This window comes from Methanosarcina sp. (genome assembly GCF_035390745.1).
In the GTDB taxonomy this organism is placed as follows: Archaea; Halobacteriota; Methanosarcinia; order Methanosarcinales; family Methanosarcinaceae; genus Methanosarcina.
In genome coordinates, this window is the sequence record NZ_DAOOUJ010000026.1 from 24,719 (window position 1) to 41,516 (window position 16,798).

The 16,798-nt window shown below is 42.2% G+C and carries 13 protein-coding genes; 6 read left to right on the top strand and 7 right to left on the bottom strand.

Annotated elements, in window-relative coordinates; all coding sequences use genetic code 11:
- Positions 1-64: 64 nt before the first annotated feature.
- Both PLL47_RS07920 and PLL47_RS07925 read right to left on the bottom strand, forming a co-directional pair.
- A complete protein-coding gene (locus PLL47_RS07920; RefSeq protein WP_324445650.1) occupies positions 65-1,438 on the bottom strand; it encodes a HEAT repeat domain-containing protein in 1,374 nt (457 codons plus the stop codon).
- Between the two features lie 486 nt (positions 1,439-1,924).
- The gene (locus PLL47_RS07925; RefSeq protein ID WP_324445651.1) at positions 1,925-2,644 is read right to left on the bottom strand and encodes a dolichol kinase; all 720 of its coding nucleotides are present in this window, start codon (positions 2,642-2,644) and stop codon (positions 1,925-1,927) included.
- A 184-nt stretch (positions 2,645-2,828) separates the two neighbouring features.
- Here PLL47_RS07925 and PLL47_RS07930 point away from each other — a divergent pair, with 184 nt between their 5' ends.
- Together PLL47_RS07930 and PLL47_RS07935 are read left to right on the top strand one after the other, a co-directional pair.
- Positions 2,829-3,572 (top strand): carbonic anhydrase, encoded by a 744-nt coding sequence (locus PLL47_RS07930; RefSeq protein ID WP_324445652.1) that lies wholly within the window; start codon positions 2,829-2,831, stop codon positions 3,570-3,572.
- 468 nt (positions 3,573-4,040) lie between these two features.
- On the top strand, positions 4,041-5,195 hold the full coding sequence (locus PLL47_RS07935; protein ID WP_324445653.1) for a TolB family protein: 1,155 nt from the start codon (positions 4,041-4,043) through the stop codon (positions 5,193-5,195).
- Positions 5,196-5,266: 71 nt separating this feature from the next.
- On the opposite strand, the gene pncB is transcribed toward PLL47_RS07935, so the two are convergent.
- Positions 5,267-6,472: a nicotinate phosphoribosyltransferase gene (gene pncB, locus PLL47_RS07940; protein WP_324445654.1), complete on the bottom strand. Its 1,206-nt coding sequence runs from the start codon at positions 6,470-6,472 to the stop codon at positions 5,267-5,269.
- Positions 6,473-6,728: 256 nt separating this feature from the next.
- Here pncB and PLL47_RS07945 point away from each other — a divergent pair, with 256 nt between their 5' ends.
- The gene (locus PLL47_RS07945) at positions 6,729-7,913 is read left to right on the top strand and encodes a trans-sulfuration enzyme family protein (RefSeq protein WP_324445655.1); all 1,185 of its coding nucleotides are present in this window, start codon (positions 6,729-6,731) and stop codon (positions 7,911-7,913) included.
- A 148-nt stretch (positions 7,914-8,061) separates the two neighbouring features.
- Here PLL47_RS07945 and PLL47_RS07950 read toward each other — a convergent pair whose 3' ends face one another.
- The 3 genes from PLL47_RS07950 to PLL47_RS07960 all read right to left on the bottom strand — a co-directional run bounded on the left by PLL47_RS07950 (position 8,062) and on the right by PLL47_RS07960 (position 10,218).
- Positions 8,062-8,286 (bottom strand): hypothetical protein, encoded by a 225-nt coding sequence (locus PLL47_RS07950; protein ID WP_324445656.1) that lies wholly within the window; start codon positions 8,284-8,286, stop codon positions 8,062-8,064.
- Between the two features lie 880 nt (positions 8,287-9,166).
- Entirely contained in the window at positions 9,167-9,442 is a 276-nt protein-coding gene (locus PLL47_RS07955) for a hypothetical protein (RefSeq protein ID WP_324445657.1), read from the bottom strand.
- A 194-nt stretch (positions 9,443-9,636) separates the two neighbouring features.
- Positions 9,637-10,218, bottom strand: coding sequence for a nucleoside deaminase (locus tag PLL47_RS07960; protein ID WP_324445658.1), 582 nt, complete (start codon positions 10,216-10,218; stop codon positions 9,637-9,639).
- Between the two features lie 203 nt (positions 10,219-10,421).
- Here PLL47_RS07960 and PLL47_RS07965 point away from each other — a divergent pair, with 203 nt between their 5' ends.
- Complete coding sequence (locus PLL47_RS07965; protein ID WP_324445659.1) at positions 10,422-10,814, top strand: VOC family protein; 393 nt, start codon at positions 10,422-10,424, stop codon at positions 10,812-10,814.
- 742 nt (positions 10,815-11,556) lie between these two features.
- Here the strand turns inward: PLL47_RS07965 and PLL47_RS14965 are convergent.
- A complete protein-coding gene (locus PLL47_RS14965) occupies positions 11,557-12,060 on the bottom strand; it encodes a DUF134 domain-containing protein (protein ID WP_502883684.1) in 504 nt (167 codons plus the stop codon).
- Positions 12,061-13,813: 1,753 nt separating this feature from the next.
- On the opposite strand from PLL47_RS14965, the gene cdhA reads away from it, so the two are divergent.
- Positions 13,814-16,234, top strand: a complete 2,421-nt coding sequence (cdhA, locus tag PLL47_RS07975; protein ID WP_324445660.1) for a CO dehydrogenase/acetyl-CoA synthase complex subunit alpha — start codon at positions 13,814-13,816, stop codon at positions 16,232-16,234.
- 2 nt (positions 16,235-16,236) lie between these two features.
- Entirely contained in the window at positions 16,237-16,749 is a 513-nt protein-coding gene (gene cdhB / locus PLL47_RS07980) for a CO dehydrogenase/acetyl-CoA synthase complex subunit epsilon (RefSeq protein WP_324445661.1), read from the top strand.
- Positions 16,750-16,798 lie beyond the last annotated feature (49 nt).

Here is a 16,798-nt window from a genome sequence, read left to right on the forward strand (position 1 = left end):
TCTAAATAATGCTTGATATTGACCTGGCGATAGATTATTGCATGTGATTTGCTTCTTTATAACTTTAGTGAGAAACCTTGAAGCCTGAAGTTTCAAGGTTTTCTATTTTATTTATTGCGTTGCCGGATTTCTCTATTTTTTCCAGAGCTTTTAATGCAGCCTTTCTTACAGAAGCGTCAGGATTCTCAATTGCCCGTGCAAGACCTGAAACCGCCTCCGGGGTGCCAATTTTTTCAAGTGAAGAGATTACAGCTTTGTGTATAAGGGAATCAGGGTCTTCCAGAATTTTCAGCATTTCAGGAACGGCTTCTTTTGCCTTTATATCTCCAAGTGATGCAGCAGCAGCCTCCTGCACAGTATTTTTTGAATCATGAAGAGCTTTCAGGAGTCCAGGAACGGCTTCAGTTTTTCCTGTCTTTCCAAGACCCAGAACTGCAGATTCCCGGACCGAGCTGTCAGGATCATCGAGGGCTTTGACCAGTCCTTCAATTGTTTCAATCGTTCCTATTTTTCCAAGTGCGCTTACTATCACTTTCTTCACAGGAGTATCGTGGGAATCAAAGGCTTTTACAAGGCCAAGAGCAGCTTCGGGAGAAGCAATATCCGCAAGTGCATCTGCAGCCCGGCTTCTCAAATACCAATCTTCATCGTCAATCTCACTCAAAAGAGCGGAAACAGCATCAGGCGTACCAATTTTCCAGAGCGCTTCTATGGAAGTCCTTCTCACCTTTCTATCAGAAGCTTCCAGTGCTTTTGCCAGAACAGGTACTGACTCTGATTTCCCTATTATTTTGCAGAGGGCTTCTGATGCTGCCTCCTGTACCGGCTGTCTTGAATCCCTGAGCACTTCCATCAGTTCTGCAAGGATATCGGGATTGCCTCTTTTTCCAAGGGTTTCTACAGCCTGCTCCCTTACCCTGTTGTCCGGGTCTTCGAGGGCTTTTATAATCCCGCAGGCTGCTTCATAAGTGTTTATTTTTCCAAGAGCTATTATCGAGATTCTTTTCAGAGGACTGTCCGGACAGGCAAAAGCTCTGGTAAGCCCTGAAACAGCTTCTGGAGACCCAACTTTCATCAGTGCTTTTACCGATTCTTTCTGTATTAGCTTATCCGGATCCCTGAACCCTTTAACAATCCCGGAAACTGCTTCCGGGGTGCCTATTTTTCCAAGAGCAATTATTGCAGATTTTTTGACCGAGCTGTCGTGGTCGTCAAGTATTTCTGTAAGCCCGGGTACTGCATCAGTGTCATTAATTTCCCCGAGTGCTTCTGAAGCAGCAGCTCTTACCTTTGAGCTGGAGTCTTCAAGAGCTTTAATCAGAGCAGGAACAGCATCGAAATCCCCAATTTCCCCAAGCTCTTTTGCAGCAGCAGCCCTGTTTCCAGCAAAAACAGAGTGTTCTACTTTCTTTATCAGACTCTTTGTATTCTCATCCATCTTTCCATCCCCATTCAATTTTATCGCTCATTGGAAAATTTACAAAACTCTCAGTAAATCTTTAAGCTCCCTTATAAATTCTCAAGTATTTTTTAAAGTTTGTAAGCTGTGAATTTATCACATGCAAACCCTGAAGAAAACGATTTTTTTTTTTCAACCAATATTAGCTTATGATTCAGTTTCAGTAAGTTGAATTCATGAGTTTTTAATATTTGATCTAAAACATGAAATTTGAATGGTCCTTTATTAGAACCATAACTTAACTATCTGCAAACATTCTTCATTTTTTAATAATATTGCCTTCGAAGATATAAGAACTTTTAGATTGTTGATTCTGGATAATTTAAGAACGAGCATTCTTTTGAGTCAAATTTCAAATCAGATTAAGGAAAGATAGTTCAAGAGTCAGGAAAGATAATTCAGGGATCTTGGAAAAGTGGTTTAATCAAGAAAATAAGTGAATTCTTTCAATATTCATCCTGAAGATCAATAGAACGAAGCGGTAAACGAAGGAAAATAATAGTAAGCTCCTACAAGGATTGCTAGGCTAACTGCAGGGACTGTAATGTTGTCATCCATATTTTCTATTCTTTCTACAAATGAGCATATAATTCCTGCAAGAATTCCTGCAGCTCCCATCTGTGCGCCTATGATTATGCAGAGAATGAGCATTCCTGCAGTTCCTTCCCAGGCTTTTGTCCTTTTATTATACTTCAGGTTTCTTATTACTCCGGTAATCCCGTCTCCATATGCCATGAAAAGTACAGGTACAACCCCAAGCCAGAAGCTCTTATCAATGTACCATGTGAAAAGTATTATAAATCCCCAGCTTAGTGTGAAATCCACATCATAAATATTTTCCGGATCCTGAAACCAGTACATTCGCCTGTTGAGTTTATGCGGTATATATGTCGCAAGAGCAAGTCCGAAAGCCATCAGTGAAGGGAGGATAGGTTCGCGAGCAGCAAAAGGAAGGAGCATTGCAGTCAAACCGCCAGCCAGAAAATGAATCACTTTTCGAGAAAAATATATTGAAGAGTTGAAGGATCTTCCTGTTTTTAAAGCGAACTCATATACCTTTTTTGAAATAACTAGGAGAACAAATAAATTCCAGACTGCAAGAACTGCAAATACAGGCATATCAGCATATATTGACTCTATGGGAACCTGAAGCACAGCCTGCATGACATCCTGTATATCTTTCATGTATAAGGCTTTTTGGATTTGCGAAATTTTTGATATAAGGGCTGATGATCACTTATGCTTAAGGGTCATTCACTCCTGTTTGTCATATCTAAATAATTTTACTTTTATTATTTTATCATTTTTCAAATAAAAATAGAAATGCCTATATAATTTACAATCTTCTCACTGTCACTGGAGGACTTTTATGAAATTTAACAGGGTTTTTATGGCCCTTCTTCTATCCCTGGCACTTACCCTTGCAGTAAGCGGGTGTGTCTCGCAGGGTGAAGGAGCAGAAGAAAAAAGTAATGTAAACTCAACGGCTGAGAACGAGGTATTGAATATCCGGGCGAATCCTGTGACTCCCTGGAATCCCGAACCAATAGAACCGGTAATTGACCCCACAGCTTACATAAGCCCCCAGGCATCAGTGATAGGGGATGTGACAATAGGCGCCAGTGTGATGGTTTCTCCAATGGCTTCGATCAGGGGCGATGAAGGCATGCCGATCTTTGTTGGAGATGAGAGCAATGTCCAGGACGGCGTTGTACTCCATGCCCTTGAAACGATAGATGAGGAAGGCGAGCCTGTCGAGAAAAACTTGGTTGAGGTTGACGGTCAAAAGTACGCGGTCTATATTGGTGAAAGGGTTTCTCTCGCCCACCAGTCCCAGGTACACGGCCCTGCCTCAGTCGGAAACGACACATTCATTGGAATGCAGGCATTCGTTTTCAAGTCTAAAGTAGGAAACAACTGTGTGCTTGAACCGACATCGGCAGTAATTGGTGTCACTATCCCTGACGGCAGATACGTCCCTGCAGGTACTATAGTAACCTCTCAGGCTGAAGCCGATGAGTTGCCCGAAATTACGGATGATTACGCATACAAACATACAAATGAGGGCGTAGTATACGTAAATGTTAACCTTGCTGAAGGATACAACTCATAACAACACTGCCAGAAGTGGAATGATAAATGGGGTACATGGAACAGGAAGTGTACAGGAGATAAGTCCCAGAAGATGAACTGCCTTTTACTGAAAAAACCTTAAAAAATCCTTTTTTGCCCTTACTCCCTTATTTACTCTTTTTTTGAACAGGCATACTGCTTTTATTGTGCAAAAATTATTTAAATGTTGAGCCCCAAAATTTTCCCTCTGTTTACTTACTTATATTCAGGAAATTCTTTGCTCACAGGCTTAGCAATGCTTCCGGAGTATTGGAAGAAGCCGAAATCTACTTTCTGGTATTCTAAAATAGTATCGGATTGCAAACCCTGGCTATCAGAACCTTCATTTATGGGTACTTATTTGCTGAATTCAGTTAATGAGATAAATACAGGATTAAAATTTCGATACAATATATAATTAATTGTATATAATAATGAGATTAATTTTTTAAGTTCACGGTGAAGACTCATGAGAAAAATGATCAAAGACTTATGTTTGTTAATGTCCTTTGTAATTCTTATCCTGTCAGCAGGGGCAGTACCAGGTGAAATGTCCGGGTCAGGTAACCTTACAGAGGAACCTGGATTGAACAGCACAGAAAAAGCTTCCAGAAATTATTTTGATTCCGATTCCGGCTTAATCTGTATTGCAGCAGGAAAAATTTCTGGTTATGAAGAGATAATTCCTGCAGATGATCTTGTAGAAAATATCACTTTTCTCACTGACAGTCCCGAATCGGAACTCTCTCCTTTATGGACAGCAGACGGAGAGTACATTCTGTATACTGTTGAAAGAAACGAATCCGATGGTTTCGAATCTTATCGAATGAAGGCAAACGGCAGCGAAACAGAACGGACCGGCATTGGAGAAGGAAACCTTAGCGGCTTCACTGATTTAAGTCCTGATGGGAGAGACCTGGTTCTCATAAAATCAACTGGCTCTCAACTTGATCTTTATCTGGCAAACCTGGAAAACAGGACCTTAACCCCTGTTGCCATTGATTCGAATGTCTCGGAAAGCGGGGGTTCATGGTGCCGCCTCGGGAAAATGATTACCTATACACAGGAATCTGCAGGCAGTCCTTCTCAATTATGGATAGTTGACCGTAACGGAAACAACAAATCCAGACTTGGGACATCAGAAAACGTGGGAATTGGAAAGGACTGGTGCCCTCTTGGATTAAGAGTAATCTACAGTGCAAAGGATTCGCAGGGCAAAGATGATCTGTGGGTAATAGACTACCATGGCACAAACCAGACGCAGTTGACGAATACATCATATAATGAGTGGAATCCCTCTTTCAGCCCTGAAGGGAAATGGATAGCATACGTATCAGATGAAGGGGGAAGCCCTGATATCTGGGTCAGGGATATCGAAGGAAACTATAGAGCAAGGCTCACAAACAACACCGGAAAATTTGATTCTGTCCCCAGGTGGAGCCCTGACGGATCAAAAATAGTTTTTGAGGGACGGAATCCCGGGAACAATTCCGTTACTGATTCTATAAATAGTTCAGATAATAGTCAGACAGGTCGTCTGGATAATGGTTCTATCATTGACTCAAATGCAGCCAATGCCGGTGATTCGGAAATTGTTGTGATAAAGCTCCGATCTGCACCTTAAATTACCCAAAAATTAACGGTTTTAAAGTCGGCCCTTCCGAAGGTTTATCCCGGGAAGGGAGCCTCTTTTTATTATTCGTCAAGCCCTTTTCTTCCCACAATATAGTTTGCAACCCTCAGAGCGTCCCTTTCTCCGGTCTCTTTTTCGGGAGAGTCGCTCAGTTTCACTACCGGAATCCCGTTAATGCTGTGGAGTTTAATCACCATGTTCAGGGGAGGGCTTTCCCGGAAGAATTCGGAGTTGTTGGTAAGGCTTGTGCCTATTCCGAAACTGCAGGCAATTTTTCCCTGGCAGTACTTTTTGAGCCTGACTGCAGCTTCGGCATCGAGGGCGTCGCTGAAAACGATTACTTTCTTCATGGGGTCAATGCCCATTTTTCTGTAATGCTCTATTACCCTGTCCACAAAGGCGAAAGGGTCTCCGCTGTCATGCCTGAAACCATCATAGATCTTTGACAGCTTGAGGTCCATGTCTTTGAAAAAAGCTTCCGAGCCAAAGGTGTCTGTAAGGGCGATTCCAAGGTCTCCGTTATAAACCTCCACCCAGTTTTCAAAAGCGAAGCGGTTAGCGTACCTGAGCCCCACAAGGGCTGAAGTGCCCATAATCCATTCGTGCCCTACAGTACCTATGGGTTTCACACCGTATTTTTTAGCAAAATAAACATTACTTGTCCCTGTCAGGGTTTTTATCTGCACAAGTTTTTTCATTACATGGTCATGAAGTTCAAAACTTCTCCGCCTGCGGGTCCCAAATTCTGCAAAAAGGCAGCCGTTCTCCTCAAGAACTTTTCCGATTTCCAGAATTTTTTCCCCATAGGCTTCAAGTATGGATTCTGATGTGCCTGAATTTTTCTTACCGCCTTTCCACTCTTTTTCTACAGTCGTGAAGTAGAGTTCTGAAACCGCAGCCATCAGGACTATTTCCCATAGAATCGTGCTGTGCCATGGTCCTTTTATCCTCATGTCCAGTTCTTTTTCCCTGTTAAGACAGACCTCTACCTCTTCTGGCTTGAAGCGGAAGTTTTTGAGGTATTCAAGGTACATAGGCTTCAGAAAAGGACAGTTTTCACCAAGCCAGTAATATTCGTCTTCTGTCAGCCTTAGTCCAGAGATTTCTTCGTCTATGACCCTTCTGAGTTCTTCTACAAACTCTTCGGAAAAACGCTGAGATCCCCGATTAGTGAAACGGTATTCTGCTTCTGCTTTTGGAAATAGTTCCAGTACAGCCATCTGCATGGTGAACTTATAAAGATCGTTATCGAGTATGGATTTTATCACGGAAGGCCTTCCTTTAACGTTTTAGGTTGCTTCTGGCGCAACATCCGTAATTTCTTCTAGGGCAATTGCGGCTTTTTACTTCACGTATATAGCCTGTATATTTTTAAAATTTCTGATGTAACTGCCCAAAACAAGTTTTATTTGTTAAGTCCAGGCAGACCTTAACCCATTTTTCTTCCTGTTCTTCCAAACAAATAATTACCGGAATGACAGATAATTATTCCGGGCATTAATTTTAACAGAGGGTTTATGGGATATGGAAAGAGAACTTAAGTTTGCAACAAGATGTGTGCATGCAGGAGAAAAACCTGACCCTGTCTTCGGGGCGCATACGACCCCTATATTTCAGACTTCAACGTTTATTTTTGAGAATGTCGAACAGGGAGCTGCCAGGTTTGCAGGAGAGGAAACCGGATATATCTACACCCGCATTCCTCCGAACACACCCACACACGCAGTCCTCTCAGAAAAGTTTGCTGCGCTTGAAGGAGGAGAAACAGGCCAGACCTTTGCTTCAGGAATGGCAGCAATAACCGCAGTTGTACTTACTGCCCTCAAACAGGGAGACCACATGATTTCAACGGATGTGGTTTACGGCTGCACCTACAGCCTCTTTTCGGAAATCCTTCCCGGGCTCGGTATAGATGTCACTTTTGCAGACACTACAGATGTCGAAAACGTAAAAAGGGCACTCAAGCCAGAAACCAGAATGGTTTTTCTGGAAACACCTGCCAACCCTACTCTGAATGTGTGCGACATCAGGGAGATTGCCGGGCTTGCACGTGCACAGGGAGCCATATGTGCAGTGGATAATACCTTTGCTACGCCCTATTTCCAGAAGCCGCTTCTGCTAGGAGCGGACGTCTCCCTTAGCAGCTGTACAAAATACATAGGCGGGCATGCAGACCTTCTCGGCGGGATAGTAGTAGGTAAGAGGGATTTCATGAAAAATCTGGCAAAGGTTGTCGGATACACAGGCGGGATCATGGGCCTTCACGAAGCCTGGCTCTGCATAAGGGGGCTTAAGACCCTGCACATCCGGATGGAAAGGCATGCAGAAAATGCCCTGAAGGTCGCAAACTTCCTTGAGTCCCATCCTGCAGTAGAATGGGTAAGGTATCCCGGGCTTCCGTCTCATCCACAGCATGAGGTTGCAAAAAAACAAATGAGCGGCTACGGCGGCATGCTTTCCTTCGGAATAAAAGGCGGGATTGCAGCCGGAAGCAAACTTATGAACAGCGTCAGGCTGTGTTCCCTTGCAGTAAGCCTGGGTGCGACTGATACCCTCATCCAGCATCCCGCTTCCATGACACATGCCTGCATCCCAAAAGACGTGAGGGAAAAGGTTGGCATTACTGATGGGCTTGTGAGGCTGTCTATAGGAATTGAAGATGCTGAGGATATAATTGCGGATTTAGAGCAGGCTCTTGAGAAAATTTGAGTGTGTCTACAGCTTCAGGATCAATTTCCCAGGCTGCTGCAGTCAGTAGAAATCTTCTTCGAGTACCTGATAATTGAGCTACACGTGTGAAAAGTATTCCTACTGATGGCAATTTATCTGGAATTGATCCTTTTGTGTAAGCCTATCTTCAGTAACGGATCGGATTTGAACCGTACCTTGAACCTTTTCGTTCTTCCTCTTCTACTTTTATTTTATGTGATTCAGTTGAACCGGCTGGCTTTTCGTCTTCTACTTTTATTTTATGCCAGCCGCGCATAGAGCGGCATTTTTCGCAATGCGTGATGTGTTTTACAACGTAAGCAGCCCCTACTATTGCCAGGGCATATCCCACTATTTTCATTAATTTCTGCACAGTTGTTCACCCCAAGCTATTATTGTATCTTCTAGTTTATGAAGATTGTACCTTCTAGTTTATGAAGATAAGCAAACAGACAGGTTACCAGAACTTCTACCATGGCTTTTTGATCTCATCTTCGAGACTTAAATCTTCTATTTCAGTCGGATTAATACTCCATCCCCACACTTCCATAACTGTGTTCTTTTCGCTAGAGACAGCCCTGGCTGTTCAGATAGCTTCTATTATATCGGTGTAAAAAGAAGAGGCTATAATGACTTTACTTATTTTCAAAAAAGAAGTAATCTCGGTTAGAATTCTGGTTTTCAGGGTTTGAACATAATACAAGAGTGCACTCTGTACCGGTGTAGAAGCTGATGCAATTATCCGTCATTTTAAGCGTATCGACACGCTCATAATACATCCTGTCGGAGAGTTTGTGTTTATCTGTCCATAGCGTATTCAAAAGAAACGAATATACCCTGGCAGGATCCTTATGGTCGGCAAAATAAGCCTGTACTGCATGGAAATATTCTTTTGATTGTATTCTTTGCACTGTAAATCCCTATCTTTCATTAAACTGTTAATCTCTATCTGTCATTAAACTGTTTGAATAAATACCTTTGGACAGGATAAATAGCTATGGTGAGAGGACATTTTTAATATTATTATTAAATCCCCTTAATTACACGGATACAATGTAACTGAGAAAAAAAGTGTATGATATTCTTCGAATAAAATACTCAAAAAATGAAAGCACTTGAGAGCACTTTCATGCCAGGTAAATATTCTGTAAAATCCGCTAGATCCTTAAAAATCCTTCTCAACTAATAAATCACTTTGCGGAAAATCCCGGCATTATAAATGCCGAATATTTAAATCGGGTTCGTAATATCGATTACCAGCCCTTTTTAAATTTCTCTGGAAGCTTTTGTTCATTCTTATTAGCTCTCATTACACGCTTTGAGCTCTTAACTTCCCTTTTTTTATATGCCTCAATTTTTGGAGTATTTGAATCTTGGTTTTTTTCGGTTCTGGATGATTCAACAGAAGATGGCTTGTTAGCTTCTCCATTTTTTTTCATGAAATTTTTCACGTTATTCAGCATATTCTTAAAAGGACTATTCCTTTTTTCGGGATTATTATGTGAACTTATAGAGCTATTATCAACCATAGAACTATACACCTATTTGATTTTCTTATTATTTGTAAACAGTATTAGTAAATTAGTAGGGTAACTGCTAATAACAACAAATACCTATCCTTGAAGCAGGGATAAAGTTCCAGACCTGTATAATTAATCCAGATCCTGCCAGTCTTTGTTACAGAATTAAGAGCTCGCAGGCTTCCATAAATATTTTCCATTTATCAGGGCCGAACCCTGCGAACAGCAGCTAGACCTTTCCAGTCTTCCATTTCCAGATCAGGCTTTTCGGCCCTATATTTCGCATACAGTGCTATTCCAGCAGGGTCTTCAAGGATATCCACTTTGACCCCCTTTTCGCGCAGCATCTGTTCATTTCCCGAAGCATTCGTAACATCGCCGACTACCACACGGTCAAACTGGCGCATATATATCAAAGTGGCACAGATGTCACAGGGACTGAGTGTCGTGAAAATCGTTGTAATGCTGAAGTCCTGCCGTCCTGCATCGCGTATTGCTGAAGTTTCACCGTGGTTGTAAGGGTTGTTATCCTGCACAAGCGTATTATGCCCTTTGCCGACAATCCGGCGAGTATTGTTATCAATAATGACGCCGCCAATGGGGCAGCCGCCCTCGTCATAGCTTTTTTGCGCAAGTAAAACTGCTATACGCATAATATCGCGGTCGCTCAGCTTAAAGAAGAATCCATCTTCAACTATCGCAGAAAGACTTTTCGTGGGCAAATGAGCGATGACATTAAGTGCTTCTTCCGTAACAGGCGTGTCCTGTGTGATGAAGTGTTTCATAAGCTCTCCTTTTCAAATCATCTGATATTATTTTCTGCATCAGTACAAAATTTTTATGCTTGAAACGACGCTATTAATAAATTTATGGGTTTTCCAGTACAGTTGAAACCCTGGACATATCCAGACGTTTATGAAATATATTTTAATGAAACTATTATTATTACACTGGGTTTATAATATGAGAATTAAGGGAGGAATAAGCAATGTTTAAACGTATTGACCATGTGGAGATTCTACCGGGTGATTTTGACAGATCGATGGCTTTCTACCGGGATATACTGGAGTTTCGTCTGGTGTCGCAGATGCCGGTTCAGGTCGGACCGCTGAAAGAGATCGCCTACCTGCAGCTGGGCGACACAGTCATTGAATTACTGCATATTGAAAATCCTTCTCCGATGCCCGCCTCGATGACCGTGGGCTACCGTGCGATTGCCCTGGAAGTCGAATCGATGGAAGCAGCAACCAGTTACTTGCGTGATCATGGCATCTACGTTACCTGGGGACCGATAGATCTGGGAGTATCCATTCGCGCCGAGATTACAGACCCTGATGGCCTGCCCATAGAATTGAGGGAATGGAGGCATAAACCTTGGTGAGGAATCTATCCCATTCTCTGATTCAGCATAGATTACGTGAATAATTCCGATAACGAAAAAATGAAAGTTTCAGGTGCGCAGATATCCCGCAGCGCCCTGTTGGCTCTGAAGGAGTCGCCAATTTCCTGTTAAAATTCATCTGAAAACTTCCTCCACGCCCGCATGATAACGAAGCGGGAAGATATCAGGCGGCCACTGGCAAGGCAGGTTACTTGCTGCTTTTTAAAGACGATATGGATCTATAACGCTTCATATAAATCTCTTCTTTCTTCCCATGAACTATTATCTATTTTTTTGCCTTTTTCCGTTTAAAAAACAGCCCCAAAACGGCAAAAACCACAATTATGAAAGCCCAAAAAATAACGCTAAAAGGGTTGAGTGGTTTTTTTAGCAGATTTATTTTCTTTTTTATCATAAGTCAATTCCGCTAAATTTTGATCATCTATTTCCTTGTATTCCTGAATATAACCGAGAACATGAAGTTTCCCGCAAATTCACATTTTGTTATTTTCTTTTTCTCTTCAATAAGCTTTTTGTTGCGCTTCCATGTCTTCCGTTTCAACCCGGAGCCTGTAAGCTTTTTTATATGCATCAAATTTATCTTTGAGCTTGTTGTAAAATAGGGTATAAAACAAGGACTGATTACATTAATCGCTGGCAGTGTGTTAATATTGCCCGTAACTCCTGAAAACACCTTGATTTAATTTTCAGTCCCCATCACTCATCAGTATGACCAGTATTGTCATTTTTTTGCTTCCTTATCAGAATTTTTGCTGCTTTCCTTTTTTTTAGGGCAGCAGTAATCATTCTCAACAAACCTTTTTCCTCGTCCATCTCCGCCGAGTCGGAAAATTAGATTGGAACCACAATTCGGACAGCTTGTGGGACGGCACTGGTTGCATTTGGATTCCCACACATGATCGCATTCTTTGCAGAGAAAATCTACCCTGCATTCACCACTATTGACATATTCCCCGCCGAAGATCTCAATCGCTTTTCCGTTGACAAGAGCATCAGCCACTTTCTGTCGTGCCCTTAGAAGGTCGTTCCAGAGAGTTTTCCGGGATATTCCCATTTTGTCAGCAGCCTCACTCTGCTCCATCTGGAGAAGGTCGCAAAGACGAATAGCCTCAAGCTCTTCTATGGATAGGTTGGCGATTTCCAGACAGCAAAGAGGGATCTCTCTGGGCTTGAAATAGGTGGCCTTTGGAAAGCAAGATACTCTGCGCTTAACTCTATTGACCATCGAATTACACTATGCGACACGTAATAAAAATCTATCGACCAGTATATTTTGTTTAAAGCATTCAAAGTATGGCCTTAATATCACCATTAAAGGCTGGAGTAAACACAAATCTGATATCGGTAAAAGGTCGCAAAGACAAATAGCTTCAAGCACTTTCAGGGATACGTTAATAATTACGGAAATAATTAGCATAATTTTACAGGGTTTGCAATAAGCAGCTTCTGGGATTCCTGGTATTCCACTTGTCCCAATTGGATTTCAAAATACTCAAAAGAGAAGTGGTATAAATATCTAACGCTACAGCAGTTCAACTATTAACAGGGTTCATGATTTTTGAATCCAGGACAAAAATCCCATACTCAAAATCTGAAACCAATAACAATAAACCCATAGCTGTATAACCTGCGATTACAACTATGACATTTACTTAACAGTTTTCTATCATGTGCCTGCTGGTCCTGCGGCTATTTTCTTCTTTTTATACCAGATTTAGCGTAAAAGTTCTGTTAATCACTGAACTTTATTTTTACCTTTTGTTCGAATAATTTCTTGTTTCTCCTCACAAAAAATGAGCAGATTGTGCCGTATTTTGTGCTTTATCACGAATCAAAGATCCATCAGAGTTTAGACGAGATAATAAAGCGGAATTTTTTTAATTTTATATTTCAAGCGAACAAAAATGGAAAGTATATATAATACGTCGCTTATGTGTAATTTAAGAGTTTATCCGAAAAGTACTATTACCTGCTGTAACTTCTACAATCAGCGATCACAAATGAACGGATTCCGGATAATGAACACTAATTGTCCAATTGTAAACTTACAACATTCATAGAACTTTTCGGATAGGCTCCAAGTTATCGTTTATTTTTCTTAGATCACAAAATTCACTATCGGACTTCCCACTTAAGCTTGAATAGGGGCAGTGAATTCCTCAATCCCTGAAAAATTCAAGATTTAACTGCTTAATTTTTTATTTTATATTTTAATCGAACAAAAATGGAAACTATTTATAACACGCGCTTATGTGTAATTTATGAGTTTATCCGAAAAGTGCTGTGACCTGCTGTAGTTCTATAGCTGGCAGATCATAAATGAATGGATTCCGGATAATGAACAACAATTGTCTAATTGATATATTACAATATGCATAGAGCGCATCAGATTGGTTCTAAGATCTCTTTCATTATTCAGAGGCCATAAAGTATACTATTGAACTTACCCACTTGAGGTATAAAACAAAAGCATTGAACTTCTACCTTCTAATAATCAAAGAGTTGACTTCCTAATTTTTATTATTATATTTTTATCGAACAAAAATGGAAATTATTTATAACACGTCGCTTATGTGTAATTTAAAGGTTTGTCCGAAAAGTGCTGTGACCTAAGTAATTCTACAATTGGTCGATCACAAATGAACGGATTCCGGATAATAAACACTAGTTGCCCAATTGTAAACTTACAACATTCATAGAACTTTTCGGATAGTCTTCAGGATCTCTTTTATTTTTCTGAGATCACAAATTCACTATAGGACTTACTCACTTGATGTCAAAATAAAAGCAGTGGACTCCCAATTCTCTAAAAACTCAAGTTTTAACTGCTTAATTTACTGTACTTGGTTTTGTATTGTAAGTGTGTAAATTCTATAAAAAGTTAAAAACGATCTCTAAAAATGTCATTTAAATAGCTTAGGCTTTCAACGAATCGTCTGATGAAGCGACTTTAAGCGTATTTAGGAGGTAAAGCTAAAATGAGCAAACTAACTACTGGGAGTTTTTCGATAGAAGATCTTGAATCCGTTCAGATCACTATCAATAATATCGTAGGGGCAGCAAAGGAGGCTGCTGAAAAAAAAGAAAAGGAGTTAGGTCCCACAGGTCCCACACCCCTGGCAAGCATGGCAGCTTACAGGAACGACTGGAACTTACTCCTGCTGAACCGCTATGAGCCTGTTCTGACCCCCATGTGTGACCAGTGCTGCTACTGCACTTATGGACCATGTGACCTGTCAGGAAACAAGAGAGGTGCCTGTGGTATTGATATGGCAGGCCAGACAGCAAGGGAATTTTTCCTCCGCGTAATTACAGGTACTGCATGTCACGCTGCTCACGGCCGCCACCTGCTTGACCACGTAATAGAGGTCTTTGGTGAAGATCTCCCGCTCAACCTTGGAGAGTCAAACGTCTTAACCCCAAACGTTACAATCTGCACAGGGCTCAGCCCAAAGACACTTGGAGAATGTAAACCAGCGATGGAATATGTTGAAGAACAGCTCACCCAGCTCCTTGCAACCATCCACGCAGGTCAGGAAAGCGCAGAAATCGACTACGACTCTAAAGCCCTCTTCAGCGGCAGCCTGGACCACGTGGGTATGGAAGTTTCTGATATTGCCCAGATTACAGCATATGATTTCCCGAAAGCCGATCCTGAAGCTCCACTCATAGAGATCGGGATGGGATCCATTGATCAGTCCAAGCCGCTTATCGTTGCTATAGGGCACAACGTAGCCGGTGTAACCTACATCATGGACTACATGGAAGAGAACAACCTGATAGACAAGATGGAAATTGCTGGACTTTGCTGTACAGCATTTGACATGACAAGGTACAAGGAATCTGGCAGGAAAGCTCCATACGCCAAGATTGTAGGATCCCTGGCAAAGGAACTTAAGGTCATCCGCTCTGGAATGCCTGATGTTATTGTTGTTGATGAACAGTGTGTCCGTGGTGATGTATTATCAGAATCCATGAAACTCAAGATCCCGGTAATCGCTTCGAATGAAAAGATTATGATGGGACTGCCTGACCGTACGGATGCCGATGTAGATTCAATAGTTGAGGAAATTAAGTCAGGAGTGATTCCTGGCTGTGTGATGCTGGACTATGTAAAGCTCGGAGAACTCGTCCCGAAGATTGCTCAGGTAATGGCTCCAATCCGTGACGCAGAAGGAATTACAGCAATTCCGACTGATGAAGAGTTCAAAGCATATATAGACAAGTGTGCCCAGTGTGGAGAATGTCTGCTGGCCTGTCCTGAAGAGCTCGACATCCCGGAAGCCCTGGAAAATGCAGCCAGGGGAAGTTACGAGTATCTTGAAGCTATCCACGATGTCTGTATAGGGTGCCGCCGCTGTGAACAGGTCTGTAAGAAAGAAATTCCAATCCTTAACGTAATAGAAAAGGCTGCACAAAAGGCCATTGCCGAAGAAAAGGGCTTTGTAAGAGCTGGCAGAGGTCAGGCAAGCGATGCAGAAATCAGAGCAGAAGGTCTGAACCTCGTTATGGGAACTACTCCGGGTATCATTGCGATCATCGGATGTCCGAACTATCCATCCGGTACCAAAGACGTCTACAACATTGCCGAAGAGTTCCTGAAGAGAAACTATCTCGTGGTGGTGAGCGGATGTTCTGCAATGGACATAGGCATGTACAAAGATGAGGAAGGTAAGACCCTTTACGAAAGGTATCCGGGTACATTCGCTGGTGGTGGATTGCTCAACACCGGGTCCTGTGTGTCCAATGCGCACATCAGTGGAGCCGCAGAGAAAGTTGCAGGAATTTTCGCCGGAAGGAACCTTGCTGGAAACCTTGCTGAAATTGCTGACTATACCCTCAACCGTGTAGGTGCTTGCGGACTTGCCTGGGGTGCATACTCACAGAAGGCAGCATCAATCGGTACTGGATGTAACATTTATGGTATTCCTGCTGTGCTCGGTCCACACAGCTCCAAGTACAGGAGAGCTCTGATCGCCAAGAACTATGACGAATCAAAGTGGAAAGTCTTTGATGCAAGAGACGGCTCAGAAATGAACATCCCACCAGCACCTGAATTCCTGCTGACAACCGCAGAAACCTGGCAGGAAGCACTTCCAATGATGGCAAAAGCCTGCATCCGTCCATCCGACAACAACATGGGTAGATCCATAAAGCTGACCCACTGGATGGAGCTCTCCAAGAAGTACCTTGGTGTAGAACCGGAAGACTGGTGGAAATTTGTCAGAAACGAAGCCGACCTCCCACTTGCCAAGCGTGAAGAACTCCTCAAGAAACTGGAATCAGAACACGGCTGGGAAATTGACTGGAAGAGGAAGAAGATCATCTCCGGTCCGAAGATTAAGTTCGATGTCTCAGCACAGCCCACTAACCTCAAGAGACTTTGCAAGGGGGCCTGAAAATGGTAGACACTACTAAAAACACCAAACTCTTTACCAGCTACGGAGTGACAACTTCAAAAGCAACAACCCCTGAGGTTGCAGCCAAGTTGATTTCAAAGGCAAAGAGACCACTTCTCGTGGTAGGGACAAAGGTCCTTGATCCTGAACTCCTGGACAGAGCAGTGAAGATTGCACAGAAAGCAAATATTCCTATTGCAGCTACTGGAAGCTCTATGCCTGGCTTTGTTGACAAGGATGTGGATGCCAAATACATCAACCTTCATCAGCTTGGTTTCTATGTCACAGACCCTAACTGGCCCGGGCTTGATGGAAAAGGGACCTATGATACCCTTATCGTTCTGGGACACATAAAATACTACATCAACCAGGTACTGTCCGGAACTAAAAACTTCAGCAACATAAAAGCAATCGCAATTGACAGAAACTACATCCAGAACGCAACAATGTCTTTCGGAAACCTTAGCAAGGCAGACCACTATGCTGCCCTTGATGAACTTATAAATGCATTATAATTTGGATTTAGGAGGCGAAAAATAATGGCAGAATTCCCATTTGAGATTT

Excerpts from the sequence above, each read along its gene's own strand:
- PLL47_RS07920 (WP_324445650.1), bottom strand. The coding sequence starts at position 1,438 with ATGGATGAGAATACAAAGAGTCTGATAAAGAAAGTAGAACACTCTGTT.
- PLL47_RS07965 (WP_324445659.1), top strand. The coding sequence starts at position 10,422 with ATGTTTAAACGTATTGACCATGTGGAGATTCTACCGGGTGATTTTGAC.
- PLL47_RS07930 (WP_324445652.1), top strand. The coding sequence starts at position 2,829 with ATGAAATTTAACAGGGTTTTTATGGCCCTTCTTCTATCCCTGGCACTT.
- PLL47_RS14965 (WP_502883684.1), bottom strand. The coding sequence starts at position 12,060 with ATGGTCAATAGAGTTAAGCGCAGAGTATCTTGCTTTCCAAAGGCCACC.
- cdhA (WP_324445660.1), top strand. The coding sequence starts at position 13,814 with ATGAGCAAACTAACTACTGGGAGTTTTTCGATAGAAGATCTTGAATCC.
- PLL47_RS07925 (WP_324445651.1), bottom strand. The coding sequence starts at position 2,644 with ATGAAAGATATACAGGATGTCATGCAGGCTGTGCTTCAGGTTCCCATA.
- PLL47_RS07955 (WP_324445657.1), bottom strand. The coding sequence starts at position 9,442 with ATGGTTGATAATAGCTCTATAAGTTCACATAATAATCCCGAAAAAAGG.
- cdhB (WP_324445661.1), top strand. The coding sequence starts at position 16,237 with ATGGTAGACACTACTAAAAACACCAAACTCTTTACCAGCTACGGAGTG.
- PLL47_RS07960 (WP_324445658.1), bottom strand. The coding sequence starts at position 10,218 with ATGAAACACTTCATCACACAGGACACGCCTGTTACGGAAGAAGCACTT.
- PLL47_RS07935 (WP_324445653.1), top strand. The coding sequence starts at position 4,041 with ATGAGAAAAATGATCAAAGACTTATGTTTGTTAATGTCCTTTGTAATT.
- PLL47_RS07945 (WP_324445655.1), top strand. The coding sequence starts at position 6,729 with ATGGAAAGAGAACTTAAGTTTGCAACAAGATGTGTGCATGCAGGAGAA.